General features: G+C 62.9%; 22 protein-coding genes and 1 pseudogene. 10 read left to right on the top strand and 13 right to left on the bottom strand.

Annotation, left to right across the window (positions count from 1 at the left end):
- Positions 1–126: 126 nt before the first annotated feature.
- Positions 127–1,524, top strand: a complete 1,398-nt coding sequence (locus DNK06_RS11365) for a NorM family multidrug efflux MATE transporter (protein ID WP_131180141.1) — start codon at positions 127–129, stop codon at positions 1,522–1,524.
- Here DNK06_RS11365 and DNK06_RS11360 read toward each other — a convergent pair.
- Positions 1,510–3,180: a putative bifunctional diguanylate cyclase/phosphodiesterase gene (locus tag DNK06_RS11360; RefSeq protein ID WP_131180140.1), complete on the bottom strand. Its 1,671-nt coding sequence runs from the start codon at positions 3,178–3,180 to the stop codon at positions 1,510–1,512. The genes DNK06_RS11365 and DNK06_RS11360 overlap by 15 nt on opposite strands.
- A gap of 275 nt (positions 3,181–3,455) precedes the next feature.
- Here DNK06_RS11360 and rep point away from each other — a divergent pair, with 275 nt between their 5' ends.
- The 3 genes from rep (at position 3,456) to DNK06_RS11345 (ending at position 6,892) form a co-directional block, all read left to right on the top strand.
- The gene (gene rep, locus DNK06_RS11355) at positions 3,456–5,465 is read left to right on the top strand and encodes a DNA helicase Rep (RefSeq protein ID WP_131180139.1); all 2,010 of its coding nucleotides are present in this window, start codon (positions 3,456–3,458) and stop codon (positions 5,463–5,465) included.
- A 206-nt stretch (positions 5,466–5,671) separates the two neighbouring features.
- Positions 5,672–6,154 (top strand): UPF0158 family protein, encoded by a 483-nt coding sequence (locus tag DNK06_RS11350; protein WP_131180138.1) that lies wholly within the window; start codon positions 5,672–5,674, stop codon positions 6,152–6,154.
- A gap of 165 nt (positions 6,155–6,319) precedes the next feature.
- On the top strand, positions 6,320–6,892 hold the full coding sequence (locus DNK06_RS11345; protein ID WP_131180137.1) for a xanthine phosphoribosyltransferase: 573 nt from the start codon (positions 6,320–6,322) through the stop codon (positions 6,890–6,892).
- Here DNK06_RS11345 and DNK06_RS11340 read toward each other — a convergent pair.
- From DNK06_RS11340 to dadA, 6 genes are all read right to left on the bottom strand, one after another.
- Complete coding sequence (locus tag DNK06_RS11340) at positions 6,876–9,014, bottom strand: acetyl-CoA hydrolase/transferase C-terminal domain-containing protein (protein ID WP_131180136.1); 2,139 nt, start codon at positions 9,012–9,014, stop codon at positions 6,876–6,878. The genes DNK06_RS11345 and DNK06_RS11340 overlap by 17 nt on opposite strands.
- A gap of 130 nt (positions 9,015–9,144) precedes the next feature.
- On the bottom strand, positions 9,145–9,567 hold the full coding sequence (locus DNK06_RS11335; RefSeq protein ID WP_131180135.1) for a c-type cytochrome: 423 nt from the start codon (positions 9,565–9,567) through the stop codon (positions 9,145–9,147).
- 179 nt (positions 9,568–9,746) lie between these two features.
- Complete coding sequence (locus tag DNK06_RS11330; protein WP_131180134.1) at positions 9,747–10,295, bottom strand: cupin domain-containing protein; 549 nt, start codon at positions 10,293–10,295, stop codon at positions 9,747–9,749.
- A 94-nt stretch (positions 10,296–10,389) separates the two neighbouring features.
- On the bottom strand, positions 10,390–11,463 hold the full coding sequence (alr, locus tag DNK06_RS11325) for an alanine racemase (protein WP_131180133.1): 1,074 nt from the start codon (positions 11,461–11,463) through the stop codon (positions 10,390–10,392).
- Positions 11,464–11,651: 188 nt separating this feature from the next.
- Complete coding sequence (locus DNK06_RS11320; RefSeq protein ID WP_131180132.1) at positions 11,652–12,002, bottom strand: RidA family protein; 351 nt, start codon at positions 12,000–12,002, stop codon at positions 11,652–11,654.
- Entirely contained in the window at positions 11,977–13,275 is a 1,299-nt protein-coding gene (dadA, locus tag DNK06_RS11315) for a D-amino acid dehydrogenase (protein WP_131180131.1), read from the bottom strand. Before dadA ends, DNK06_RS11320 begins: the two co-directional genes overlap by 26 nt.
- Positions 13,276–13,430: 155 nt before the next feature.
- On the opposite strand from dadA, the gene dadR reads away from it, so the two are divergent.
- Positions 13,431–13,919 carry a transcriptional regulator DadR gene (gene dadR, locus DNK06_RS11310; RefSeq protein WP_013789818.1) on the top strand — a complete coding sequence of 163 codons (489 nt, stop codon included), beginning with the start codon at positions 13,431–13,433 and terminating at the stop codon, positions 13,917–13,919.
- 51 nt (positions 13,920–13,970) lie between these two features.
- Here dadR and DNK06_RS11305 read toward each other — a convergent pair whose 3' ends face one another.
- On the bottom strand, positions 13,971–14,324 hold the full coding sequence (locus DNK06_RS11305) for a YkgJ family cysteine cluster protein (RefSeq protein ID WP_131180130.1): 354 nt from the start codon (positions 14,322–14,324) through the stop codon (positions 13,971–13,973).
- A 163-nt stretch (positions 14,325–14,487) separates the two neighbouring features.
- Here DNK06_RS11305 and DNK06_RS11300 point away from each other — a divergent pair, with 163 nt between their 5' ends.
- Positions 14,488–15,801, top strand: coding sequence for an NAD(P)/FAD-dependent oxidoreductase (locus DNK06_RS11300; protein WP_131180129.1), 1,314 nt, complete (start codon positions 14,488–14,490; stop codon positions 15,799–15,801).
- 188 nt (positions 15,802–15,989) lie between these two features.
- Here the strand turns inward: DNK06_RS11300 and DNK06_RS11295 are convergent, their stop codons facing one another.
- Positions 15,990–16,232 (bottom strand): DUF1127 domain-containing protein, encoded by a 243-nt coding sequence (locus DNK06_RS11295; protein ID WP_131180128.1) that lies wholly within the window; start codon positions 16,230–16,232, stop codon positions 15,990–15,992.
- 179 nt (positions 16,233–16,411) lie between these two features.
- Here DNK06_RS11295 and DNK06_RS11290 point away from each other — a divergent pair, with 179 nt between their 5' ends.
- The gene (locus DNK06_RS11290; protein ID WP_131180127.1) at positions 16,412–17,830 is read left to right on the top strand and encodes an aminotransferase-like domain-containing protein; all 1,419 of its coding nucleotides are present in this window, start codon (positions 16,412–16,414) and stop codon (positions 17,828–17,830) included.
- A 67-nt stretch (positions 17,831–17,897) separates the two neighbouring features.
- Positions 17,898–19,448 carry a phospholipase D family protein gene (locus DNK06_RS11285; protein WP_423228053.1) on the top strand — a complete coding sequence of 517 codons (1,551 nt, stop codon included), beginning with the start codon at positions 17,898–17,900 and terminating at the stop codon, positions 19,446–19,448.
- Here the strand turns inward: DNK06_RS11285 and DNK06_RS11280 are convergent.
- A pseudogene (locus tag DNK06_RS11280) lies at positions 19,443–20,581 on the bottom strand (MFS transporter). The gene DNK06_RS11285 and the pseudogene DNK06_RS11280 sit on opposite strands and share 6 nt — an antisense overlap.
- 295 nt (positions 20,582–20,876) lie before the next feature.
- On the bottom strand, positions 20,877–22,370 hold the full coding sequence (locus DNK06_RS11275; protein ID WP_131180125.1) for an aldehyde dehydrogenase: 1,494 nt from the start codon (positions 22,368–22,370) through the stop codon (positions 20,877–20,879).
- 269 nt (positions 22,371–22,639) lie between these two features.
- On the opposite strand from DNK06_RS11275, the gene DNK06_RS11270 reads away from it, so the two are divergent.
- Positions 22,640–22,999, top strand: a complete 360-nt coding sequence (locus DNK06_RS11270) for a cupin domain-containing protein (protein WP_131180124.1) — start codon at positions 22,640–22,642, stop codon at positions 22,997–22,999.
- A 270-nt stretch (positions 23,000–23,269) separates the two neighbouring features.
- Here DNK06_RS11270 and DNK06_RS11265 read toward each other — a convergent pair whose 3' ends face one another.
- Complete coding sequence (locus tag DNK06_RS11265) at positions 23,270–25,192, bottom strand: sensor histidine kinase (RefSeq protein WP_131180123.1); 1,923 nt, start codon at positions 25,190–25,192, stop codon at positions 23,270–23,272.
- Positions 25,189–25,851: a response regulator transcription factor gene (locus DNK06_RS11260; protein ID WP_131180122.1), complete on the bottom strand. Its 663-nt coding sequence runs from the start codon at positions 25,849–25,851 to the stop codon at positions 25,189–25,191. The genes DNK06_RS11265 and DNK06_RS11260 overlap by 4 nt, the downstream gene beginning before the upstream one ends.
- A gap of 175 nt (positions 25,852–26,026) precedes the next feature.
- Between DNK06_RS11260 and DNK06_RS11255 the strand changes: the two genes are divergently transcribed.
- The coding region (locus tag DNK06_RS11255; protein WP_131180121.1) for an ESPR domain-containing protein at positions 26,027–26,269 on the top strand (243 nt) is incomplete at its 3' end.

Below are 26,269 nucleotides of genomic sequence, written 5' to 3'. Positions count from 1 at the left end.
CAGAGCCCCCAGAATAGCGACTCAACCCCCACCAAACACGCCCTTTCACGTACTCGGCTAATATCCGCGGCTCCTCAGCGCAGGCCGCGGACAGACCCGGAATCTGTAATCTTCTGAGCATAACTCATGGATCGCCACGCCCTTCGCCTGGAACTCATCGCCATCCTGCGCCTGTCCGGCCCGTTGATCGCCGCGCAGCTGGCGCACGTGCTGATGGTGTTCACCGACACGGTGATGATGGGCTTGCTCGGCCCGCAGGAACTGGCGGGCGGTGGCCTGGGTGCGGCGAGCTATTCGTTCGTGTCGATTTTCTGTGTCGGGGTGATTGCCGCAGTCGGTAGCCTGGTCGCCATCCGCCATGGCGCTGGCGATACACCGGGGGTAACCCGTCTGCTCGGTACTGGCCTGTGGCTCGGCTGGGCACTGGCTCTCGGCGCCGGGCTGCTGCTGTGGAACCTAGCCCCCGCACTGCTCTGGGCCGGCCAGTCACCCGCCAACGTCGGCAATGCCATGACCTTCCTGCAGGCGCTGCTGTTCGCCCTGCCCGGCTACATGACGTTCATGGCATTGCGCGGTTTCACCGCCGCCATCGGCCGGCCCGGCCCGGTGATGGCCATCAGCCTGGGCGGCGCGCTGGCCAACTTCGTCCTCAACTATGCGCTGATCAAAGGCTGGTTCGGTCTGCCGGCACTCGGGCTGGCCGGCATCGGCATGGTCACCGCCCTGGTCAGTACAGTGATGGCGATCCTGCTCGCCATCCACACCTTGCGTCACCGTGCCTACGCCGCCTATCCCTGGTTGCAGGGCCTGCGCCACCCTGCCCGCGCCGAGCTGAAAGAGCTGCTGCGCCTGGGCTTGCCGATTGGCGGCACTTACGCCGTGGAATCCGCGCTATTCGCCTTTGCGGTGCTGTGCATGGGTGCACTGGGCAGCACGCAGTTGGCCGCTCACCAGATCGCCATCCAGTCGGTCTATGTGGCCTTCATGGTGCCAGTGGGCATTTCCTACGCGGTGACCTTCCGTATCGGCCAGCACTATGGCGCCGGTCGGCTGTTGCACGCACGCTGGGCCGGACGCCTGGGCATCGCCATCGGCGCGGTATGCATGCTGGGTTTCGCCAGCCTGTTCTGGCTGGCACCGTACTGGGTGGTCGGCCTGTTCGTCGACCGCTTCGATCCTGCCTATGCGGAGGTGGTGAGCCTGGCGGTGAGTCTGTTGGCCATCGCCGCCTGGTTCGAACTGTTCGACGGCATCCAGAACATTGCCATGGGCGCGATACGCGGCTTGAAGGACGCCAACACCACCTTCTTCGTCGGCCTGGGCTGCTACTGGTTGATCGGCGCGCCGATGGCCTGGCTGCTAACTTTCCACTTCGGCTGGGGTGCCCATGGTGTCTGGTGGGGGTTGGCCAGCGGCCTGGCCTGCGCTGCCATTGCCCTGACCCTGGCCTTCGAGGTCAAGACCGGACGGATTCTGGGCAGAGCCGCACGGCGTGTGCCCCAGGCGTATTCAGCGCTCCCGTAAGCCGGACGGTAACAGCCGCCCACGGCTGAGCAGGCTATCCAGCTCGTCACGCGGCACGGCGCGACTGACCAGATAGCCCTGCACCTGATCACAGCCGAACTCACGCAGCAGTTGCAGCTGTTCGGCGCCCTCCACGCCTTCGGCCACTACCTGCAGATCCAGGTTGTGCGCCAGGTTGATCATCGCCTGCACCAGTTGCTGGCTCTGTGGGCGCAGCTCCATGCCGGTTACAAAGCTGCGGTCGATCTTCAGCAGGGCAATGGGCAGGTTGCTCAGATGTTCGAACGACGAGAAGCCGGTGCCGAAATCGTCCAGGGAAAAACGTACGCCGAGGTGACCGAGGCGGCGCATGGTCTGCTGTACGTACTCGCTGCGGCGCATCACTGCGGTTTCGGTAAGTTCGAACTCCAGCCAGCGGCTGTCGATGCCACAGCTTTCGATCAGGCGCTCCAGGGTCGGCAGCAACTGGCTGTCCTGGAACTGGCGGAACGACAGATTGACCGCCATGTGCAGCGCGCCATGACCACGCTCGCTCAGCCATTGCATGTCGCGCAACGCGCGATCGATGACCCAGTAGCCGAGCGGTACGATCAACCCGCACTCCTCGGCCAACGGCACGAACGAGCCCGGCATCAACAGACCATGCCGCTCGTGCTTCCAGCGTACCAGCGCTTCCAGCCCGACGATGGCGCCGGTGTGCAGGCAAAGCCGCGGCTGATAGTGCAGTTGCAGCTCTTCACGGCGCAGCGCCCGGCGCAGGTCGCGCTGCAGGTCGGCCTGACTGTGCATGGCGCGATCCAGACGATCGTCATACAGATGAAAGGTGCAGCCCTGGCTGCTCTTGGCCTGCTGCATGGCAACATGGGCGTGCCACATCAGCGTGTCGGCGCTACTCGCCGGCTTGGCCTGAACCACGCCGAGACTGCACCCCAGCAACAGGCTTTCGCCTTCCACCCAATAAGGTTCGCCCAGGGCATCGGCCACGCGCCGCACCCAGGATCTGGCGCGTGTGGGATCGTCACGGGTGTCGAGCAACAGAGCGAACTCGTCGCCGCCAAGGCGGGCCAGTTGATCGCCACGCCCCAGGTGAAGCTTGAGACGCGCCACCACCTGCTGGATCAGATGATCACCGGCGAGGTGCCCGAGGGTGTCGTTGGCTTGATGGAAGTTGTCCAGATCCAGGTGCACCAGCGCCAGACCGCGGCGACGGTGATCGCCCAGGCGCGCCGCCAGCAGGGTCTGGAAGCCCTGGCGGTTGGCGATGCCGGTCAGCGCATCCTGTTCGGTCAGGTTCTGCAAGGTGGCCCGCAAACGGCCCTGCTCGCGTACGTAGCGCAGGCAACGACGCACCACGTCATCGCTCAATTGGTCGCGCACCAGCCAGTCGCAGGCCTGAGCCGGCGCTTGTACAGGCTCGCTTTCCAGCAACAGGATGATCGGCACGCTACATTGCTCAGGGGCAGGCAGGTGGGCCGGAGTGGTCAGCAATACGACATCGTGGCTCTGCGCCAGCAGCGCCTCGGCGGCTGGCCAGCTGGAGGCACAGATCAAGGGTGCCGGGCCGCCCAGAGCCTCCAGGCGTTCGTGCAGCAACTCGCTCCACTGCGGCGTTTCAGCCAGCAGGATCAGGCGCAATGGCTCAACGAATGCGCTCAAGAAAACTCCCTCGATGCACGAAAGTATGGACAAGAATCGCCCCTGAGTGCGCCATATCCGGCGTCAAATCAAGCACTTCCGTGTGAATCGCGGGACATCCTGCGACAAACGCGCAGAGTCGACAAGCCCATCGGCGAAACTCGTCGCCAACACGGTCACATAACCGTCATCATCTATCCGCTACAGATGGCGGCCGTCGGTTCCTCTATCAAAGCAACGAATGGCTTGCGACTTTCAGCTAAAATGCGCGGCCATTTCCCTTCGCGATAGACTCGATGTCCCGACTCAACCCCCGGCAACAGGAAGCCGTGAACTACGTCGGCGGCCCTCTTCTGGTGCTCGCCGGCGCAGGTTCCGGCAAGACCAGCGTGATCACTCGCAAGATCGCCCACCTGGTACAGAACTGCGGCGTGCGCGCCCAACACATCGTCGCCATGACCTTCACCAACAAGGCCGCGCGCGAAATGAAGGAGCGCGTCGGTACCCTGCTCAAGGGCCCCGAGGCCCGCGGCCTGACCGTGTCGACCTTTCACAACCTGGGCATGAACATCATCCGCAAGGAATATGCGCGCCTGGGTTACAAGCCCGGCTTCTCGATCTTCGACGACGGCGACATCAAGGCGCTGCTGACGGACATCATGCAGAAGGAGTACGCGGGCGACGATGGTGCCGATGAGATCAAGAACACCATCGACAGCTGGAAGAACGACCTGATTCTCCCCGACGAAGCCCTGGCCAACGCCCGCGGGCCGAAGGAGCAGACGGCCGCCATCGTCTACCTGCACTACCAGCGCACGCTCAAGGCGTACAACGCGGTGGACTTCAACGACCTGATCCTGCTGCCGGTGAAGCTGTTCCAGGAGCATCAGGACATTCTGGAAAAGTGGCAGAACCGCATCCGCTACCTGCTGGTGGACGAATACCAGGACACCAACGCCAGCCAGTACCTGCTGGTGAAGATGCTGGTGGGCATGCGCAACCAGTTCACCGTGGTCGGCGACGACGACCAGTCGATCTACGCCTGGCGCGGCGCGCGGCCGGAGAACCTCAACCTGCTCAAGGAAGACTATCCGTCGCTCAAGGTGGTGATGCTCGAGCAGAACTATCGCTCCACCAGCCGTATCCTCAAATGCGCCAACATCCTGATCGCCAACAACCCTCACGTGTTCGAGAAACAGCTGTGGAGCGAAATGGGCATGGGCGACGAGATCCGCGTGATCCACACCCGCAACGAAGACGCCGAGTGCGAGCGCGTGGCCCTGGAAATCCTCACCGAGCACCTGCGTACCCAGCGCCCGTACAGCGAGTTCGCCATCCTCTACCGTGGCAACTACCAGGCCAAGCTGATGGAGCTGAAACTGCAGCACCATCAGATTCCCTATCGCCTCTCCGGCGGCACCAGCTTCTTCGCCCGTCAGGAAGTGAAGGATCTGATGAGCTACTTCCGCCTGCTGGTCAACCCGGACGACGACAATGCCTTTCTGCGGGTGATCAACGTACCGCGCCGGGAAATCGGCTCGACCACCCTGGAAAAGCTCGGCAACTACGCCAACGAACGCAAGATCAGCATGTACGCCGCCAGCGACGAAATCGGCCTCGGCGAGCACCTGGACAACCGCTACACCGAACGTCTCGCGCGCTTCAAACGCTGGATGGACGGCGTACGCGAACAGTGCGTGGTCAACGAGCCGATCGCCGCCATCCGCAGCATGGTCATGGACATCGACTACGAGAACTGGCTGCGCCAGAACGCCTCCAGCGACAAGGTCGCCGACGCGCGCATGGGCAACGTCTGGTTCCTGGTCGACGCCCTGAAGAACACCCTCGACAAGGATGAAGAGGGCGACATGACCATCGAGGACGCCATCGGCAAACTGGTACTGCGCGACATGCTCGAACGCCAGCAGGAAGAGGAAGAAGGCGCCGACGGCGTACAGATGATGACCATGCACGCCTCCAAGGGGCTGGAATTTCCCTCGGTTTACATCATCGGCTTCGAGGAGGAAATCCTCCCCCACCGCTCCAGCATCGAGGCCGACACCATCGAGGAAGAGCGGCGTCTGGCCTACGTGGGCATCACCCGCGCCAAGCGCAACCTGGCCCTGACCTTCGCCGCCAAGCGTAAGCAGTACGGCGAGATCATCGAATGCACCCCGAGCCGCTTCCTCGACGAATTGCCGCCTGAGGATCTGGTCTGGGAAGGCCAGGAAGAAGCCCCCGTGGAAGTCAAAGCCGCCCGCGGCAACGACGCCCTGGCCAATATGCGCGCCATGCTCAAACGCTGAAGCGGCGACTCACCTACTACCTACGCAGCGACATCCGGGAGGAAGGCCCTGGGTATCGCGACGCCCCCCATGTGATGGGGTGAACTCCGGAGCGCCACCCGACAGGTCGATTGGCACCTGCGTAACATTTCGTAGTCAGAGTGAAAGACTGGTCGCTGCAGCCGACCAGTTATCGTGAAGCTACTTTTGCAAAGAGGCCCGGAACCATGCGCACGCTCACTCTCGACCTCGATACCCTGACCCAGTTGATCAACGGTCGCGAAACCCTGGAGCACTGGCTCGACATGGAGGCCGGCACGGTGCGGAGCCTGTCGCCGGAAGATCAGGGCAGCGACGAACGCCAGCAGATCCAACTGCAGCCCGATCGCTACGCCGTCGTGCCCAATCTCGACGTGGCCCAGCGCGTGGCCATGCGTGAATCCTTTCTGTTCACCCTCAACGATCTCAACGCCCACCCGCTGCTCAGCGCGGCACTGACCGGGCGCAAGCCGCTACGCGCCTTCGACTACGAGATCGACTACTTCCCTGTGCTGCGCCAGCAATGGCACGACTACGAGCAGAAGCAATTGCGCGAATACGCCCTCAACTGGCTACTCGAACTGGGCCTGGAGCCCGCCCCGGACAAGCTGCCACTGGATACCCGCGGCATTCCCAAGGACATCCTGCGGCGCCTGACCAAGAGCGCCTGATCCTCTGGATTAATCGGGATCGAGAGCGGCTGTGTCATCGGCCCACGGGCATCCCAAGCGCGTCAGCCGTCGGACGCTCACCTGCCCCGCGTGCGGTTTCGCTACAAATGATCGGCATTTTGAGGGAAAATCCGCCGCTTTGCTCTTGAGCCCAGAGGATCGATCGTGGAGTCGTTGAAACAGAAGATATGCAGTGAAGGTACCGTCCTGTCCGAGCAGGTGCTCAAGGTCGATGCCTTTCTCAATCACCAGATCGACCCACAGTTGATGCAGCAGATCGGCCACGAGTTCGCCGAGCGCTTCAAGGATCAGGGCATCACCAAGATCGTCACCATCGAAGCCTCCGGTATCGCCCCCGCGGTGATGGCCGGCCTGGAGCTGGGTGTACCGGTGATCTTCGCCCGCAAATACCAGTCGCTGACGCTCACGGACAACCTCTACATCTCCAAGGTGTTCTCGTTCACCAAGCAGACCGAAAGCACCCTGGCCATTTCCTCCAAGCACCTGAGCGCCAGCGATCACGTGCTACTGGTCGACGACTTTCTCGCCAACGGCCACGCCGCCAAGGCACTGATCGACCTGATCGGCCAGGCTGGCGCCAGCATCGCCGGTATCGGCGTGGTGATCGAAAAGTCCTTCCAGAGCGGCCGTGCCGAGCTGGATGCCCAGGGTTATCGCATCGAATCTCTGGCGCGCATCCAGTCCCTGGCGGGCGGCAAGGTCACCTTCCTCGAATAGCGGTCGCCTTCAGCCCGGCCAGCAGCAGGCGCTGATATAGCTCCTCACGCAAGCCGTCGGGCTGTTCCAGCCCCATGCGCTGCAGTTGCTCGGGAAAGGCCTCGGCGGGCGGCGCATCGAGCGCCGCCTTGCCCAGCTCCAACACTTCGCTCAGGCGAAACTTGCCCTTCAGCCAGGTCAACGCGCGCAGCAATTCCTGCTCCTCCGGGCTGAAATCGCTGCCCAGCGGATACTCCACGAACGACGCCCGATGCCGATCCGCAATCCCCTGCAGTCGCTCGGGCGTGTTGTTCGTGAAACGTGGGTCGAGGCGGAAATCCTTGGGCAACTTGCCTGCCTCTATCGCCTGCGCCATCAGCTCCGCCTGGAAGCGCGAATCGCTGACGCCGAGCAAGGCTTCGATCACCTGTGCATCGGTCTTGCCACGCAGGTCGGCGATGCCGTATTCGGTGATCACCACGTCACGCAGATGGCGCGGGATGGTCACGTGGCCGTATTCCCAGACGATATTGGAACTCACCTCGCCTGCGGATTCGCGCCAGCTGCGCAGCAGCAGGATCGAGCGCGCGTCAGGCAGTGCATGGCCCTGAGCGACGAAGTTGTACTGCCCGCCCACACCGCTGAGCACACGGCCATCTTCCAGTTGATCGGCCACCGCCGCGCCGAGCGCGGTGACGGTGAAGACACTATTGATGAACCGCGCATCGACGCGCTGCAGGCGCTTGAGTTCTTCCTGGCCATACAGCTCATTGATGAAACCGATGCCGGTCATGCCGAAGCGGCTGCGCTGTCTAACATCCATCTCGGCCAGGCGCTGATAGAAAGACTGCGGGCCCAGGAAGAAACCGCCATGCACCCGTACGCCGTTCCTGGCTGGCGTCAGGTAATCCCTGAGCACCGCCTGGCTGAGCGGGTCGGACAGTTCGGTGGAGCATTGCTGATCGGTCGGCAGCAGCAGGTTTTCACCCTGCAGTTTCAGGTTGGCATCCAGCAGGCCGCCGTCCTGCAGCCAGCTCAGCGTCGCTTCGTCCAGGCGCTCCGGCAAGCCGGCGTCGAGCAAGGCCTGCACGCTGCGCGGATGGCCATTGGTATCCAGCGCACCGGCGCTGGCCAGCCGCTGCACCCGCACATCGGGGTAAACGACGCGACGTATCACACCCGCCTCAGCCAGCGCCAACAGGCCGTTGACGAACATCTCACTGCAGCCGTAAAGCCCTTCTTCGAATGGCCGCTGATCGCCAAGAATATCGATCAACGGATGCGCATTCCCCTCCTGCAGGTCGCCCAGCACCGCACGGTAGCTGGCATTATCGGCGTGACGCACCAGCAAGGCAGCGCTGACCGCATCGCCCATGGCACCAATGCCGATCTGCAGGGTACCGCCATCGCACACCAGCGTGCTGGCATGCAGGCCGATGCAGTGATCCTGCACAGTCACCGGCATGTTTGGTGTGGAGAACAGCGTGCCGGCCTCGGACTCCTGCACCTGGATATCGAAGGTCTCACGGGGCAGTTCGGCGTCGCCGGCCATATAGGGCAACTGATCATGCACCTGAACCAGGCTGAGGATGGGTTCGCCACGTTCACGCCGCGCCTGTAACAGGGGCAGCAGATCCAGGGTGATGTCAGGGTTGCAGCTAAGGCTGAAATGGCCGGGGCGAGTGGCATCCTGGGCGACCAGTTGGGCGATCACGTTGATACCCTTGGCATTGATGTCACGGGCGGCGTGGCTATAGTTGCTGCTGGTGTAGTCCTGCTGCGCCGGGGCACTGTCGAGCAGGCTGCCGGGCTGCAGGAAGAACTGCTCGACCCGCACGTTGGCCGGCAGTGTGTCGCCCTGCAGGTCGGCGAGAAAGTCCAGCTCCAGATAGTCGCCATACACCCGCTCGACGAAGGGCTCGAGAAAGCGCCGCTGCAAATCCGACCCTGCGCGCGGCCGCCCCAGGCATAAGGCGGTGTAGATGGTCAGTTGACGTTCGGGCATTTCGCGCAGGCGCGCGTACAGGGCGTTGACCCAGCGATTGGGTTTACCCAGCCCCAGCGGCAGGCCCAGATGAATGGGCCCGTCGATCTCGTCCAGAACGTGGTCAACGGCTTGCTCGATGGAACACTGTTGGGGCATGCAGCTCTCCAGGCAAATGGACACGGCAGTGTCCGTTGGACTGCCCAACACGCCTTTTGCTGCATATTCTCGTCACGCTGCAACGACAAAGCCGCCCTGAGGCGGCTCTGTCAGGCGGGAAATTCGCCGCTTACAGACCGGACATTTTCCCGATGGCGGCACGCAGCTCGTCATCCGAACAGTCGCCGCACGTGCCCTTCGGCGGCATGGCGTTGATGCCGGAAATCGCCTTGGCGAGGATGCCGTCCATACCGCCCAGCTCGTCTGCCCGAGTTTTCCAGGCAGCGGTGTCGCCGATCTTCGGTGCACCAAGCAGCCCCGGTGTGTGGCAGGCAGTGCAGTGCCTGGCGACGATATCGTCGGCGCTGCGCGTGGCACCGCCGGTAACCGCGGCAACGGCCTCGACACCCTTGCATTCCTGCCCGGAAATACACACTTGCCCGACGGGTTTGATCCGCTCGGCAATCGCCTCGTCGGCGGTAGCCTGGGCATTCACGGCCCATAGCGCCAGGGCAATTGCCGGCACTACCAGCATGCTTCTAATTGGGTTCACACAGATGCCCTCATGGGTGGCTAGTCACGCTCGCGGCCACGGTTTCGCGAGCCCGCGAAGTATAACGACTGGCCAAAACGCCGGACATGACCCAACTTGTCGCAGGGTTATCGATCTCGTGACGCAGATCAACGGTGTCGCAGATTGCCACGCGCCAGGCGTGGCAGGTCGCGGTTTTTCTAGAAGTTCGCCGGCGTGGTCGCGCTGATCAACCGGGCCGGTTGATCGAAGGGATTGCGAAAACGATGGGGCTTGCTGCTCTCGAAGTAGTAGCTGTCGCCGCTTTCGAGAATGAACACCTCGTCACCGACCGTAAGTTCGAGACGCCCTTCGACCAGCATGCCGGTCTCCTCGCCCTCGTGGGTGTACATCTCCAGGCCGGTATCGCTGTGTGGCGGGTAGGTTTCGTCGAGAAAGGAAATGGCCCGGCTCGGGTGAGCCTTGCCGATCAGTTTCATGGTGATCGCACCGCTATGGATGTCGGTCAGCTCGCTGGCGCGATAGACCACCTGCACCTGATTGTCCTGCTCGGCTTCCAGGGAAAAGAATTCCACCAGGGACATGGGAATGCCCGCCAGCACCTTCTTCAGCGAACTGATCGAGGGGCTTACGCTGTTCTTCTCGATCATCGAGATGGTGCTGTTGGTAACCCCCGCCCGCTTGGCGAGTTCGCGCTGGGAAAGCCCTTTGAGCTTACGGATGGATTGCAGGCGTAGACCGACGTCCAATGCAGGATGCCCCCAGGGAAGACATGGAATTGGCCGTATCATGGCAACAGTGTTCAGTATTTACAACAGTCTGAACACCTCGAAACACCCTGGCTTAGCTATCGCTATAGATAAGCGGCACGCGTCGTACGTTGCAGAACAGCTGATAGGGAATGGTACCCGCCGCGACGGCTACGTCACTGGCCAGCACGCCACGGCCCCAGAATTCGACACGGCTGCCCAGGCCTGCGCCTGGCAGATCGCTGAGGTCGACGGTGAGCATGTCCATCGATACACGGCCGATGATTCGCGATGGCAAGCCGTCGATCAGCACCGGCGTGCCGGTCGGAGCATGACGCGGATAGCCATCCGCATAGCCCATGGCGACCACCCCCACCCGGGTAGCGCGTTCGCTGGTGAAGCGCGCGCCGTAACCGACGGGTTCTCCTGCCAGCAGATCGCGCACGCTGATCACCCGGGACTCCAGCGTCATCACCGGCTGCAGGCGGGAAGCCACATCGTGAGCCTGCTCGAAAGGCGTGGCGCCGTAGAGCATGATGCCGGGGCGTACCCAGTCACTGGGAATGCTCGGCCAACCCAGCAGCGCTGGCGAGTTGCGCAGGCTGACCTCCGCAGCCAGCCCCTCACGGGCCTGCTGGAACACCGCCAGTTGCTCGTCGCTACGCGAACTATCGAGCTCGTCGGCGCGGGAGAAGTGGCTCATCAAGACGATCTTCGCCACCTTGCCGCTGGCCAGCAGGCGCCTGTAAGCAGCCTGATAATCGGCTGGATGAAAACCGACGCGGTGCATGCCGCTGTCGAGTTTCAGCCAGAGAGTCAGAGGTTGCGTCAATTCGGCCTGCTCGATGGCTTCGAGCTGCCACTGGGCATGTACCACGCACCATAGGTCGTGCTGATCGATCAACGCCAACTCACTGGCCTCGAAGAACCCTTCGAGCAGCAGAATCGGCCCACGAATACCGGCCTCGCGCAGTTGCAGCGCTTCTTCGATACAGGCCACGGCGAAGCCGTCGGCTTCGTCCTGCAGCGCCTGGGCGCAGCGCACCGCGCCATGCCCATAGGCATCCGCCTTGATCACCGCCAGCGCGCGCGCACCGGACAGTTCACGGGCCAATTGGTAGTTGTGACGAAGGGCTTGCAGATCGATCAAGGCACGGGCGGGACGCATGGTTATCTCGAATGACGGAAGAAGACACACAACAAGGCGATAGCAGCCACAAGCGGCAAGTTAAAAGCGGCTCGGAGCGCTCCATTGCTCTTGCTTCTATCTTGTAGCTTGAAGCTTGTGGCTTGCAGCTCAATGGCTGCTTTTGCCTTATTGCAGTCGGAACAACTCGGTAGATCGTGAGCCGGCCCTTAGGGTAAAGCAGCAATCACGGTCATCTCCACGAGTACGTCCGGCGAATACAGCTTGGCCTCGACGCAGGCGCGGGCTGGTGAATTACCGGCGGGCACCCAGGAATCCCAGACCTTGTTCAGACCTTCGCGATCATCGATGTTCTTGAGAAAGATGGTGATCGACAGAATGCGCGACTTGTCGGTACCGGCTTCGGCCAGGAAGGCGTCGATGCTGTCCAGCGTCGCTTTGGTCTGGGCTTCGATGCCTTCGCTATGGTCTTCATCCAGTTGGCCGGCCAGGTAGACGGTACCGTTGTGAATGACGATTTCGCTCAGACGCGGTTCAGTTCGCAGGCGCTGTATGGACATGCGTGTTCGACTCCTTGGTTGTGCCATAACGGGAAATATCCAGGCCTTCGCTGCTGATCTGCGGACGCTTCCTGGCGATGATGTCAGCAAGGAAACGCCCGGAGCCACAGGCCATGGTCCAGCCTAGGGTACCGTGTCCGGTGTTCAGAAACAGGTTTCGATACGGCGTTGCGCCCACGATCGGCGTGCCATCCGGCGTCGCCGGACGCAGCCCCGTCCAGAAGTCCGCCTGGCTCAGGTCACCGCCCTCGGGGTAGAGATCACCGACGATCATCTCCAGGGTTTCCCGTCGACGCGGGTCGAGGCTCAGGTCGAAGCCGGCGATCTCGGCCATGCCGCCAACGCGAATGCGCTGGTCGAAGCGGGTGATGGCGACCTTGTAGGTCTCGTCGAGAATGGTCGACGTCGGCGCCATGTCCGGGTTGGTGATCGGCACCGTCAGCGAGTAGCCCTTGAGCGGATACACCGGCGCGCGTATACCCAGCGGCTTGAGCAGTTGCGGGCTGTAGCTGCCCAGCGCCAGCACGTAACGGTCGGCGGTTTCCAGTTTGCCGTCGATCCACACCCCATTGATGCGATCCCCGGCGAAATCCAGACGCTGGATGTTCTGACCGAAACGGAACTGCACGCCCAGCGCAGCCGCCATATCGGCCAGCTTGCGGGTGAACATCTGGCAATCGCCGGTCTGGTCGTTAGGCAGGCGCAGGGCACCTACGAGCTTATCGGTGACGCTGGCCAGGGCCGGCTCGACCTTGGCGATGCCAGCACGGTCGAGCAACTCGTAAGGCACACCGGACTCTTTCAGTACAGCGATGTCCTTGGCCGCGTTGTCCAACTGCGCCTGAGTACGAAAAAGTTGCGTGGTGCCAAGCTGACGGCCTTCATAGGCGAGGCCGGTTTCCGCACGCAGCTCGTCTAGGCAATCACGGCTGTACTCGGACAGCCGCACCATGCGCTCCTTGTTCACCGCGTAACGGCTGGCGGTGCAGTTGCGCAGCATCTGCGCCATCCACAGGTACTGGTCGATATCGGCGCTGGCCTTGATGGCCAGCGGTGCGTGCTTCTGCAACAACCACTTGATGGCTTTCAGCGGCACGCCCGGCGCAGCCCAGGGCGAGGCATAACCCGGCGACACCTGGCCGGCGTTGGCGAAACTGGTTTCCAGGGCAGGGCCGTTCTGGCGATCCACCACCACCACCTCGAAACCCTGACGGGCCAGGTAGTACGCACTGGTCGTACCGATCACACCGCTACCAAGCACCAGAACCCGCATATTTCCTCCTCGCCGCGACGATGCACTGGCGTATTACGATTTGAGAAGTCGATGCGTACAGTATAGAAAGTGAATGGCAGTGCTTTTCACTGTATACAGGCCTATATTTGAAGAGAATTCTGGGTTTAACAGCCTTTCATGGAGGGGCGCCGATCATGCGTACGCAACACCAGAGCCGCCGCGAGCTGGACAAGATCGATCGCAACATCCTGCGCATCCTCCAGGAGGACGGACGCATCTCCTTCACCGAACTGGGCGAGCGGGTCGGTTTGTCCACCACGCCCTGCACCGAACGCGTCCGCCGCCTGGAGCGCGAAGGCATCATCATGGGTTACCACGCCCGCCTCAACCCGCAGAACCTCAAGGCCAGCCTGCTGGTGTTCGTGGAGATCAGCCTGGACTACAAATCCGGCGACACCTTCGAAGACTTCCGCCGCGCCGTACTGAAATTGCCCCACGTACTGGAGTGCCATCTGGTATCCGGCGACTTCGACTACCTGGTGAAGGCGCGCATCAACGAGATGGCCAGCTACCGCAAGCTGCTCGGCGACATCCTCCTCAAGCTGCCCCATGTGCGCGAGTCGAAGAGCTATATCGTGATGGAAGAGGTGAAGGAAAGTTTGGCGCTGCCGGTGCCGGAGTAAATGACCTGACCGAGCTTGATAAAGACGCTTGCGCAGCAGCGCTGACAGGCCCTAGACCAGCACCTGCCGCGTACTGGCGATGAGCTGATGCACCTGGCGCTCCACGCTCGCTTCGATTGGCTGCTCGGGCCCACGACCGTGGGGGCACGGCAGGCTGGCGGTGGTGCCGAACAGGCGACAGATCAGCGGGCGCTGGTCATACACCTGGCAGCCCTGAGGGCCGAGGTGCACGCAGTTGTAGTCGGCCAGGGCGGCGTCCTGCTCGGTGGCGGTCTTGCGCGGCAGGCGCGACATTTCTTCCGACGAGGCGGTCACCGGGCCGCAACAATCGTGGCAGCCGGGCACGCAGTCGAAGCGCGGGATCTGTCGGCGCAGAAGGTCGATCTTGCGGCTGGTGCAGCTCATGGTCATGGCTCGGAAACGGATGCCGCGCATGGTACAGGCGAGCCCGCCCGCCGCAAAGGATATGGCAGCAGCATTATCCAAACGCCATCGCGGGTTGGCGCCGAGTAAAGTCAACGCTTATGCTTTGTCAATTTTTACAAACAGAAAACTCAGGATTTCGCACATGACCGCCCGTGCCAACCCGCCGGTTCATAGCGCCGAGCATGCCCCGTCCTACTACGCCGCGAGCGCCAATCTGCAGCTCGATTACCCGGCTCTGCACGGTGAGCAGCGCGTCGATGTGTGCATCGTCGGCGGTGGCTTCTCCGGCCTGAACACAGCCATCGAGCTCGCCCAGAAAGGCCTCTCGGTGGTGTTGCTGGAAGCCCATCGGATCGGCTGGGGCGCCAGCGGGCGCAACGGCGGACAGCTGATTCGCGGCGTCGGCCACGGCGTCGAGCGGTTCGAGTCGGTGATCGGCGCCAGCGGCGTGCGCGAGCTGAAGCTGATGGGTCTGGAAGCGGTGGAAATCGTGCGCCGCCGGGTCGAGCAGTTCGACATCGCCTGCGATCTCACCTGGGGCTACTGCGACCTGGCCAACAAGCCCCGCGACCTGGCTGGCTTCGCCGAAGACGCCGCCGAACTGCAGAGCCTCGGCTATCGTCACGAACTGCGCCTGCTGCAACCGGAACAGATGCACGAGGTGGTCGGCTCGAGCCGCTATGTCGGCGGCCTGATCGACATGGGTTCGGGCCACCTGCACCCACTCAACCTGGCCCTGGGCGAAGCTGCCGCGGCGCAGAGCCTGGGCGTGCGTCTGTTCGAGCATTCACCGGCCACGCGCATCGACTATGGCAAGGAAATCCGCGTATACACGGCTCAGGGCGTGGTGCGCGCGGCGCAACTGGTGCTGGGTTGCAACGCCTATATAGATGATCTGAACCCGACGCTGGGCGGCCAGGTATTGCCGGCCGGCAGCTATATCATCGCCACCGAGCCGTTGAGCGAAGAGCAAGCCAGTACCCTGATCCCGCAGAACATGGCGCTCTGTGACCAGCGGGTAGCGCTCGACTACTACCGTCTCTCGGCCGACCGTCGCTTGCTGTTCGGCGGCGCCTGCCATTATTCGGGGCGCGACCCGTCCGATATCGCCGCCTATATGCGGCCAAAGATGCTGGCGGTCTTTCCGCAGCTGGACGACGTGCGCATCGACTATCAATGGGGCGGCATGATCGGTATCGGTGCCAACCGCCTGCCGCAGATTGGCCAGTTGAAGGATCAGCCAAACGTATTCTATGCCCAGGCCTACTCGGGCCATGGCGTCAACGCCACGCACCTGGCCGGCAAACTGCTCGGCGAGGCCATCGCCGGGCAGGCTGGCGGCGGCTTCGAGCTGTTCGCCAAGGTGCCGCACATGACCTTCCCCGGCGGCCGCTACCTGCGCTCACCACTGCTGGCCCTGGGCATGCTCTGGCACCGCCTCAAAGAGCTGGCCTGACAGCATCCAGCAAAAGCATCGCCGGCAAGGGCTAGGCGCGCCCCCGGCTCCTACGAGATTGACTGCGATCTCACTTTGCAGGAGCCGCCTGCGGGTGATCAGCCAAGGGAATGCGGGATGCACTTCTGATCGCTCCCCGGATTACGTCTGCGGCTAATCCAGGCTACAGATGCAACCTGAGCCACCAGTCACAGCTTCCAGAACGGCAGCGAGGCTTCCTGCCTGACCTGCTCACGGGTCAGGCCGATATCGCGCAGTTGCGCATCGCTCAGCTCGCGCAAGGCACCGCGGGTCATCAGGCGGCGAATGAACAACTTCCAGCGATGGGTCAGTGCCTCACGCGGTGGCGCCAGCTCCGCCACACGTTGACGCGCACAGCCATCCAGCTCGCTGCTCTTCAGGGTCAATCGCACATCGCTCAGTCCACTCATCTCGCTCTCCTGCGTCTATCGTTCATGGGGGATAATGATGGCAAACGACGAAAAGACATGACAGATCCAAAAAATAAGAATTAAATCCATACAGATATCAGAAAAGCGCAACTGAATGGTCGGTGGTGAAGCCATCTGTACTGGTTACCGATTCTATTTTTTCAATACAGGTACTGAGCATGACCCTCTATACCAACCTGGCCGAGCTGCTCGGCGAACGCATCGAACAAGGGCTGTATCGCCCAGGCGACCGTCTGCCCTCGGTACGCGCCCTGAGCCAGGAGCATGGGGTCAGCCTGAGTACGGTGCAGCAGGCCTATCGGCATCTGGAAGACCGCGGACTCGCCCTGCCGAAGCCGAAGTCCGGCTACTTCGTACCGCAAGGCCGCGACAAACCGGCGCTGCCGAAGATCAGCCGGGCACCACAGCGGCCAGTAGAGGTGTCGCAATGGGATCAGGTGCTGGAGCAGATTTCCCTGCCGCCACGCAACGATTTCGTCCAGCTCGGCCGCGGCCGACCGGATATCGACAGCCCGACGCTCAAGCCGCTGTTGCGCTCGCTGTCGCGCCTGAGCCGCAAGCAGGATCTGCAGACCCTGACCTACGGCAGCATTCATGGCGACCAGCGCCTGCGCGAACAGATCGCCCGCCTGGCACTGGACTCGGGCTGCCAGCTGACTCATGAAGATATCGTCATCACCACCGGCTGCCACGAAGCGCTATCGGCAGCCATCCGTTCGATCTGTATGCCCGGCGATATCGTCGCCGTCGATTCGCCGAGCTTCCATGGCGTGATGCAGGCGCTCAAGGGCTTCGGCATGAAAGCGCTGGAACTGCCGACCGACCCGTTGACCGGCATCAGTCTGGAAGCCCTGGAACTGGCCCTGGAGCAGTGGCCGATCAAGGCCATTCAGCTCACCCCGAACTGCAACAACCCGCTGGGCTACATCATGCCGGAGGCCAACAAGCGCGCCCTGGTGGCCCTCGCTCAACGCCACGATGTGGCGATCATCGAAGACGATGTATATGGCGAGCTGGCCTTTCACTACCCGCGCCCGCGCACCATCAAATCCTACGATGACGACGGTCGGGTACTCTTGTGCAGTTCCTTCTCCAAGACGCTGGCGCCGGGGTTGCGTGTCGGCTGGATCGCACCTGGCCGTTATCTGAATCAGGTGCTGCACATGAAATACATGGGCACTGGCACCACCGCGCAGTTGCCGCAACTGGCTCTGGCCGAATACATCGAGGGCGGTCATTACGAGCCGCACCTGCGGCGCATGCGCGCGCAATATGCGCGCGGGCTGGATCAGATGAGCGACTGGGTGAGTCGTTACTTCCCCCCGTCGGTGCGGGTCAGCCGGCCTCAGGGCAGCTTCATGATCTGGGTGGAAATGCCGGAAGGCTTCGACAGCCAGCGCCTGAACCGCGAACTGGCGGTGCACAAGGTGCAGATCGCGCCGGGCAGCATCTTTTCCGCAGCCGGCAAATATCGCAACTGCCTGCGCATGAACTATGCCTCGCGGCACAGCGCGAGCATCGAGGCCGCGGTGCGCACGGTCGGCGAAACCGTTGCGGCCATGCTGGAAGAATCCTAGCTGAATCTTTTCAAGCGCAGCGGCGTCCTATCAGCACTCCCCCCGACAGCCGATGGAGGCTGCGACTGTGCCATTGCGCGTGCTCTTTATCGCTTTACTGAGCCTCGGCGGCTGCACCAATCAGGTGCCCATCGTCCCCAGCCAAGCCATTCCCGCAGCCGACTCCTCGTTCGGCGCAACGCTTGAAGCACGCGCTGCCGAACACCAGGGGCACTCGGGGTTTCGCCTGCTGCCTGCCAGCAACGAAGCCTTTGCTGCCCGAGCCGAACTGATCCGCGCAGCGCAGCACAGCCTCGATTTGCAGTACTACATCGTTCATGACGGGTTGAGCACTCGGGCGCTGGTCAAGGAGCTGCTGCAAGCGGCGGATCGCGGTGTGCGAGTGCGCTTTCTGCTCGACGACACTGCCAGCGACGGCAAGGACTATCAGATCGCCTTGCTGGCGGCTCACCCGAATATCCAGATCCGCGTATTCAACCCGTTGCACCTTGGCCGCATGACCGGCGTCACACGTATGCTCGGCCGCGGGCTGAACCTGTCGCAGCAGCATCGGCGCATGCACAACAAGCTGTGGCTGGCCGATAGCGCCGCGGCCATCGTCGGCGGACGCAATCTGGGCGACGAGTACTTCGACGCCGAGCCCAACCTCAATTTCACCGACATCGACATGCTCGCCATCGGCCCGGTGGCGCGGGATCTGTCGCAGAGTTTCGACCAGTACTGGAACAGCGCGCTGAGCAAACCCATTCAGCAGTTCGTCTGGCAGCGACCTGACGAGAAGGCGCTGAACAAAGCGCGCAAGGGGCTACAGGACTACCTGGACACCGCGCGTGTCGAGCAGCCGAAGCTCTATCACCGTCTGCTCGCCTACCAGGAAGAGCCCAAACTGCAGAAGTGGCTCGGCGAACTGATCTGGGCACCCGGCACCGCATTGTGGGATGCGCCGAGCAAGGTACTGGCCAGCGGCGAGCCCGACCCGCATCTGCTGCTGACCACGCAACTGGCACCGCACCTGCAGGCCACCGAGGACGACCTGGTGATGGTCTCGGCCTACTTCGTCCCGGCTCAGGCTGGGTTGCAGTACCTGATCGGCCTGGCTGACAAAGGCGTGGATATCCGTCTGCTGACCAACGCCCTGGAGGCCACCGACGTGCCCGCCGTGCACGGCGGCTACGCGCCTTATCGGCAAGAGATGCTGGAGCATGGCATGCGCCTGTTCGAGCTGCGCAGCCAACCGGGTGCCGACTCTGCCCCAACCTACAGCTTCAGCGGCAGCTCCAACTCCAGCCTGCACAGCAAGGCGCTGGTCATCGACCGGCAGAAATCCTTCGTCGGCTCCTTCAACATCGATCCCCGCTCGGTGCTGTGGAACACCGAGGTGGGCGTGCTGGTGGACAGCCCCAAGCTCGCCGACTACCTGCGTGAGCTCGCTCTGCAGGGCATGGAACCAGCCGTCAGCTATGAAGTGCGCCTGCAACCGGATGGCAACGGTACGCGCATGGTCTGGCTCGGCGAGGACGACGGTAAAGCCTTCGTGCTGGACGAGGAGCCGGGCACCCGCTGGCGGCGCTTCAACGCCTGGTTCTCGCGGGTGATCGGGCTGGAGAAGATGCTATAGCGTCGCCCGCTCATCGAACGCATCGCGCCGCCAGGCCAGCCAGACGAACCCTGCCGCACCGAGCGCCATCAGGATCGGCAAGGCATGCCCGCTGACCCACTGGCTCACCGCCCCCGTCGACAGCGGCCCGATCAGGCAGCCGATGCCCCATAGCTGGGCCACGTGGGCATTGGCGCGTACCAGTTGATCATCACGAAAGCGCTCGCCGATCAGGATCAGCGACAGGGTGAACAGGCCGCCGGCGCTGGCGCCGAACAGCACCAGCAGCGGCCAGATCAGTGGCGTATGCAACAGCGCTGGAATGCCCAGGCTGGAGAACAGCAAGACCACGCCGCAACCGCGGAACAGCGCCACCCTCGAGATTCGGTCGGCGAGCAGGCCAATTGGCAGTTGCAGCGCCGCATCACCGACCACCACCACGCTGGCCATGAACAATGCCACTTCCTGGGTGAAGCCCTGGCGCAGGCCGTAAATCGGCAACAGCGTGAGCATCATCGCTTCGAAGGCAGCGAACAGCATCACCGCCCAGGCGATCGCCGGCAGGCGCTGACAGAACACCAGCAAACCGCGCCCGGAGGCACTGTGAGCGTCGACCACCGGCGCACCGCTGCGGCCGATCAACAGTAGCGAGCCGCCGATCAGCAGCACGGTGCCGAACCAGAAGCCCAAGTCCGTATCGGTACCGAGCACGCTCAGCAGCAACGGCCCGCATAGCTGGCTCAACGCATAACCCGTGCCATACAGCGCCACCAGGCGACCACGCCACTTTTCCACGGCCAACTGGTTGATCCAGCTTTCACCGAGGATGAACACCACGGTCAGGGTCACGCCAAGCAGCAGGCGCAGCAACAGCCACACGCCATAATTCTGCATCAATGCCAGGCCGGTGACCGACAGCGCACCGGTCAGCAGGCACAACTGCATCAGCCGCGGCGTGGGGCAACGCGAGGCCAGCCGACCAGCGAGGCGCCGAGCAGCACGCCAACCGCAGGCGTGGCCGCCATCACGCCGATGGCGAAGTTGCCATAGCCCCAACTCTCCAGGCGCAAGGACACCAGCGGCATGGTCGTGCCCAACGCCAGGCCGATACTGATCACCGCCGCGCACACGGCGAAGTAGGTTCCCCAACGCATCACTGACTCCAGAGGCAAAGCACAGCGGCCGGGCTCCATGGAGCCCGGCCGCTGGGTCGATCGAGCTCGCTTGCAGGCGAGCCTTATCCGTGCAGGAACAGGTCGTAGGATGGGTGCAACCCATCGGCCAATGATGGGTTTCACCCATCCTACGGCTGCTTTCGCCCCTTTGAGCGACACTCAGCCCGATCGCTCGGATACGACATTTGATGTGTGACGCGACACTAGCCTCATCGCTGCGGTCAAGCGTCAGCTCTTGCGCTTTTACTTGAGGCTTGCAGCTTGCCGCTGCTGTTTAGAGTTTGATCCAGGTCGCTTTCAGTTCGGTGTACTTGTCGAAGGCGTGCAGCGACTTGTCACGGCCGTTGCCCGATTGCTTGAAGCCACCGAACGGCGCGGTCATGTCGCCACCGTCGTACTGGTTGACCCAGACGCTGCCGGCACGCAGCGCGCGGGCGGTCAGGTGCGCCTTGGAGATATCCGCCGTCCACACCGCTGCCGCCAGGCCGTAAACGGTGTCGTTGGCGATCTGCACAGCCTGCTCGGCGCTGTCGAAACCGATCACCGAGAGCACCGGCCCGAAGATTTCCTCACGGGCGATGGTCATGGCATTGGTCACGCCGTCGAAGATGGTCGGCTCGACATAGGTGCCGCCACTCTCTTGCAGGGTGCGCTTGCCACCGATCACCAGCTTGGCGCCGTCATTGTGGCCGGCCTCGATGTAGCCGAGCACGCTGTTCATCTGCTGGGTATCGACCAGAGCGCCGACATTGGTGTCCGGATCCAGCGGGTTACCGGCCTTCCAGCCTTTCAGGGCCTCGACCACCATCGGTACGAAACGCTCCTTGATGGAGTTTTCCACCAGCAGGCGCGAGCCCGCGGTGCATACCTCGCCCTGGTTGAAGGCGATGGCGCTGGCGGCGGATTCGGCAGCGGCCTGCAGATCCGGCGCATCGGCGAAGACGATGTTCGGGCTCTTGCCGCCGGCCTCCAGCCACACGCGTTTCATGTTCGACTCGCCGGCGTAGATCATCAGTTGCTTGGCGATCTTGGTGGAGCCGGTGAACACCAGGGTGTCGACGTCCATGTGCAACGCCAGGGCCTTGCCCACGGTATGACCATGGCCCGGCAGTACGTTGAATACGCCAGCCGGGATGCCGGCTTCCACGGCCAGGGCAGCGACGCGAATGGCGGTCAGCGGGGATTTCTCGGACGGTTTGAGGATCACCGAGTTACCGGTGGCCAGCGCCGGGCCGAGCTTCCAACTGGACATCAGCAGCGGGAAATTCCACGGCACGATGGCGGCCACCACGCCGACCGGCTCGCGGGTAACCAAGCCGAGCTGGTCGTGGGGCGTCGGGGCGACTTCGTCGTAGACCTTGTCGATGGCCTCGGCGCTCCAGCGGATAGCGTGGGCGGCCGCCGGAATGTCGATGCTCAGCGAATCGCCGATCGGCTTGCCCATGTCGAGGGTTTCCAGCAGCGCCAGCTCCTCGGCGTTGGCCAGCAGCAGTTCCGAGAAGCGGATCATCTTCTCCTTGCGCTTGGCCGGCGCGATGCGCGACCAGACGCCGGAGTCGAACGCTGCACGGGCCGACTTGACCGCCAGCTCGGCGTCCGCAAGATCGCAACTGGCGACCTGGCCCAGTACCCGGCCATCGACCGGGCTGATGCAATCGAAGGTTTCGCCACTCTGGGCGGCCTGATACTCGCCCTGCACGAAGGCACGGGTCTCGATCTTCAGATCCTTGGCACGCTGTTCCCAGTCGGCACGAGTCAAACGGGTCATTCGATCATCCTCTTAGTCGGTGAAGGCGCCGAGCGCCTTGGAAACTGCGAACCACACTAAACCAGCGCCCGCAGGATTTTCAATATTCTTGACACTTGATCGGGAAATGCCCTTGCTGCGTTCAATTTATAAAACATAGACTCGAACGAATCGTTATCAGGCAATTGAATTAGGTCGTTCTTCAACAGCCTGTTACGCCGCATCGCCCCAAGCCGTCGATAGGCATGGGATGATCGCTGCACGTTCTCGGATTGACCACGGAAGCGAATATGAATATCCAACAGATTGTCGATTTCGCCCAGGGCGGCGGCAGCGCCGAAGAGTACCGCCCCGCCCCCGAAAAGATCCTCAAGGGCGACCCATTGCAGCAGGTACGCAACCACTACGCCAGCCCTTGCGGCCAGTTCAACGCAGGCGTCTGGGAAGGCGATGTCGGCCAGTGGACGGTGAACTACAGCGAACACGAATACTGCGAGATCCTCCAGGGCGTTTCCGTGCTGCGCGACCAGGAAGGCAACGCCAAGACGGTGCGTGTCGGCGACCGCTTCGTGATCCCGGCCGGCTTCGTCGGCACCTGGGAAGTGCTGGAGCCGTGCCGCAAGGTATACGTGATCTTCGAGCAGGCCTGAACGGCTGGAGCGGCGTTCGATAGCCTCTACGCCATTGGCAGAACGTAGCCTGGATTAGCCGCAGGCGTAATCCGGGGCCGAAGGCCTGATCCTTCTTTTAACGCGGATCATCGACCGGTCGCTTCCACCTTAAAGCAGTTCGTGGACGACGCTTTATCCGTCCACCACTTACCATCGTAATGGTGGACAAAAAGAGCGTTGTCCACCCTACGTCTACGTCTGCTCTCGCCTTTCGGCAGCCACTCATCCTGTGCACCCGATTCCTCTGGATCAGGTGGTTCCAGGCGATTCAGCAGATGCATTCCCCGTCACGGTTTGATTCAGGGGCAACCAAAGGCTGAAGCGCGTTCCCGCTGCTGGCTGCGCCACCCACTCCACCTTCGCCCCCAACGCCTGGGCGCGACTGCGGATGTTGGCCAGGCCACGACCACCTGCCGGCCCTCCTCCCCCGGGCTCGAAACCTTTGCCATCGTCTTCCACCAGAATCCGGACGCCCGAACTATCTTCGCGCGTACTGACGGTTATCCGACGTGCCACGGAATGCTTGATGATATTGGTCACCAGTTCCTGCAGGATGCGTAACACATGCAGTGAGTTTCCCGGGCTCAGCCAGGGTAGTCTCGGTAAAGCCTGTACCTGCCAGTGCATTGCCAGACCGGCGGCTTCCAGGCGAGGCTGCAAACGATGGCGCAAGGTCGCCAGCAATAACGTCAGGTCGGCCTCCACCGGATCCAGCGAATCGATGGTCAGCTTCAGTTCATCGATACAGTCGCGCAGCAGGTGCTCGATATCGTTCGACGTCCCCTGGCCGGCACTGGCCATACGCAAGGCGCCGACCAGGGTCGAACCGAGGCCATCGTGCATGTCGCGCATCAGCCGCCGACGCTCATCGGCCAGGGTTTCCAGTCGTTCCGCCTCACGCAGTTGCTGGTAGGTTTGCCGCAGTTCGCTTTCGCGCTCGGCCAGCCTGAGCGCCAGCACTTCCTGGCTACGCTCCAGGCCATCGATGCTGTACAGGTAACGTTGCAGCAAGACACTGGCGAACAGCAGGCAGAAACTGATTTCCCAGTAAGGCAGCAGGTAAGGCTGCTCCAGGCTCAGCCAATAATTCTGCAGCGCCAGATCATGAGCGGCCAGGGGGATCGCCAGCAGATACAAAAGCGCCATGGCCCGTGCCGTCCAGACCCCATCGCGCCATACCACGCCCATCAGCAGCGGTATCGTCAGGATGAAGAAGACCAGCATCGCCAAGTGCGCCACGACGCCGATGCTGGCGAGATAGCTGCTCGACTGCAGCCAAGGCAGGGTCAGCACAGCGCAGGACAGGGTGCTGACCAGCATGCCTGTCTCCAGCCAGCGATATCGGTATCCACTCAGGCGGAAATTGAAGACCAGGCCGGTTATCGCCAGCCAGATGATCGAGTTGACGGTGAACCAGCCGAACCACGACGAGGAGATGAGACGCGTATCCAGTGGCCCGATGTAATGCAGGCTGCGCAACAGGTAGAACAGCGAACAGAAGAAAAACAGCAGATACGCCACTTCGTGCCGACGCCTGACCCAGATGGCCAGGGTAAACAGGCCAAGCGCCAGAAAAGCCACGCCGATGGCGGGCGGTACAACGCTCTGCAGAGCACTGCGCGTCCAGTAGCGCCAGATCAGTTGATCCTCTTCCCCCAGCCACAAGGTGCTGATCCCACCACCCAGCCCCTGCAGGCTATCCATGCGGATCACCAGCTCTCGCGGCCCACCGCCACCCGAGCCCGGTTCGAGTAGAACCGGCTGGTTGAAGCCGTTCCACACCGGGTCGCCCGTGGAACGCCAAAGCAGCTCGCCATCCAGGTAAATGGCTACCTGACCTACCGTCTGCCAGCGCGGCAGGTAAAGAGAGGGATGCACCGCGGAGCGCAGCACGGACGCGGGCAATTGCAGGCGGTACCAGGTGGTTTGTACGCCCGCATCATCGCCAGGCAGTGTACTGCGAGACATGTTCACATCCGGTAGCGCCACAGCCTGCCAAGCGCCGGACGGCAAGCCGGGCAAACGCTCGCCCGGCTCGGCAAATCCAGGCTCGGCCACGTTCTCGATCAGACGCAGTGCCTGAACCAGCTGGAGCGGATCGGCCCGACCGCTGGCCTGCAGCGAATCGGCCAGCAGCAGGAGCGCGAGCACCAACAGCAGAACGCCTTTCACTGCTCGCCCGACGACAACAGGCCCAGACGGTAGGCAGAGCTGATGGCAGCAGCCTTGGAGCTCACCCCGAGTTTCTCGTAGATCCGCCGTACATAGGTCTGTACCGTCCAGGGTGAAACCTCGAGCGACCCGGCGATCTCAGGATAGGAATAACCACGGGCAACCCGTTCGAGCACTTGCTGCTCGCGGGCCGATAGCGCCAGCGGCTGCGCGAGCCTGACCGGTTCTTGAAAACGCTGCAGCAGGCGCCGGGCGATCATCGGGCTGATCGGGCTGCCGCCGGCATGCAGGGTGCGGATCTCCTCGACGATACCCGCCGCCAGGGCATCCTTGAGCAGGTAGCCGCAGGCACCGGCCGCCAGCGCGGCGAACACCCGCTCCTGGTCGCCGAACAGCGTGGCGACCATCACCGCGCAACCCGGCCAGCGCACCTGCGCGGCGGCGATCGCCTCGATGCCGGAACCGTCCGGCAGGCCCAGATCCACCAGCAGCACATCCGCCGCCGGGCCATCGAACAGCGCCAGGCCCTCGCCCAGGGTCGCCGCTTCGGCCACCAGGGTTACGTCGCCCGCCCGCGCCACGGCCGCGCGCACCGACTCGCGGAACGACGGATCGTCCTCGACCATCGCCACACGGATCATCGCGTCACGTCCTGCCATGCCTGCATCCATCCTGCGCCCCCGCCGAAGCGGCCGAGACCGCCTCACCCCGAAAAAGTGCCAGCTTGTCGCTAATCCGAGGGACATACAAGCCCGAACGCCCCCGCCACAATCGCGGTTTTGGCCAGCGTGCCATTCATCAAGGCACCGGTTGGCGCCAGTCCGGAGGGAACCCATGAACCATATCTACCGCACCGTGTTCAATCGCGCCCTGGGCGTCTGCCAGGCCGTGGCCGAAACCGCCCGGGGGCGGGGCAAGGGCGCAAGCGGCCGCCGCCGTGCAGCGCTTCGCCCGCTGGCCGCCATCGGCCTGGTGGCGTTGCTGACGGCGGCACCCGTGGCGCCGGCCATGGCCGCCGGTGATATCCTCACGCTGTCTCTTATATACATCTCCCCGCCCCCACGACTCTCGCGCTCC

This window comes from Phytopseudomonas daroniae (assembly GCF_004327285.1).
GTDB lineage: Bacteria > Pseudomonadota > Gammaproteobacteria > Pseudomonadales > Pseudomonadaceae > Aquipseudomonas > Aquipseudomonas daroniae.
Note: the sequence above shows the minus strand (reverse complement) of the source record. Positions and strands in the feature narration are given on the sequence as shown.

Bases quoted from the DNA above. Each gene is read 5' to 3' on its own strand.
- DNK06_RS11290 (WP_131180127.1), top strand. From the start codon at position 16,412: ATGACCCTCTATACCAACCTGGCCGAGCTGCTCGGCGAACGCATCGAA.
- DNK06_RS11320 (WP_131180132.1), bottom strand. From the start codon at position 12,002: ATGTCCATACAGCGCCTGCGAACTGAACCGCGTCTGAGCGAAATCGTC.
- DNK06_RS11365 (WP_131180141.1), top strand. From the start codon at position 127: ATGGATCGCCACGCCCTTCGCCTGGAACTCATCGCCATCCTGCGCCTG.
- DNK06_RS11300 (WP_131180129.1), top strand. From the start codon at position 14,488: ATGACCGCCCGTGCCAACCCGCCGGTTCATAGCGCCGAGCATGCCCCG.
- DNK06_RS11275 (WP_131180125.1), bottom strand. From the start codon at position 22,370: ATGACCCGTTTGACTCGTGCCGACTGGGAACAGCGTGCCAAGGATCTG.
- rep (WP_131180139.1), top strand. From the start codon at position 3,456: ATGTCCCGACTCAACCCCCGGCAACAGGAAGCCGTGAACTACGTCGGC.
- dadA (WP_131180131.1), bottom strand. From the start codon at position 13,275: ATGCGGGTTCTGGTGCTTGGTAGCGGTGTGATCGGTACGACCAGTGCG.
- DNK06_RS11270 (WP_131180124.1), top strand. From the start codon at position 22,640: ATGAATATCCAACAGATTGTCGATTTCGCCCAGGGCGGCGGCAGCGCC.
- DNK06_RS11340 (WP_131180136.1), bottom strand. From the start codon at position 9,014: ATGCCCCAACAGTGTTCCATCGAGCAAGCCGTTGACCACGTTCTGGAC.
- DNK06_RS11350 (WP_131180138.1), top strand. From the start codon at position 5,672: ATGCGCACGCTCACTCTCGACCTCGATACCCTGACCCAGTTGATCAAC.
- dadR (WP_013789818.1), top strand. From the start codon at position 13,431: ATGCGTACGCAACACCAGAGCCGCCGCGAGCTGGACAAGATCGATCGC.
- DNK06_RS11305 (WP_131180130.1), bottom strand. From the start codon at position 14,324: ATGAGCTGCACCAGCCGCAAGATCGACCTTCTGCGCCGACAGATCCCG.
- alr (WP_131180133.1), bottom strand. From the start codon at position 11,463: ATGCGTCCCGCCCGTGCCTTGATCGATCTGCAAGCCCTTCGTCACAAC.
- DNK06_RS11260 (WP_131180122.1), bottom strand. From the start codon at position 25,851: ATGGCAGGACGTGACGCGATGATCCGTGTGGCGATGGTCGAGGACGAT.
- DNK06_RS11295 (WP_131180128.1), bottom strand. From the start codon at position 16,232: ATGAGTGGACTGAGCGATGTGCGATTGACCCTGAAGAGCAGCGAGCTG.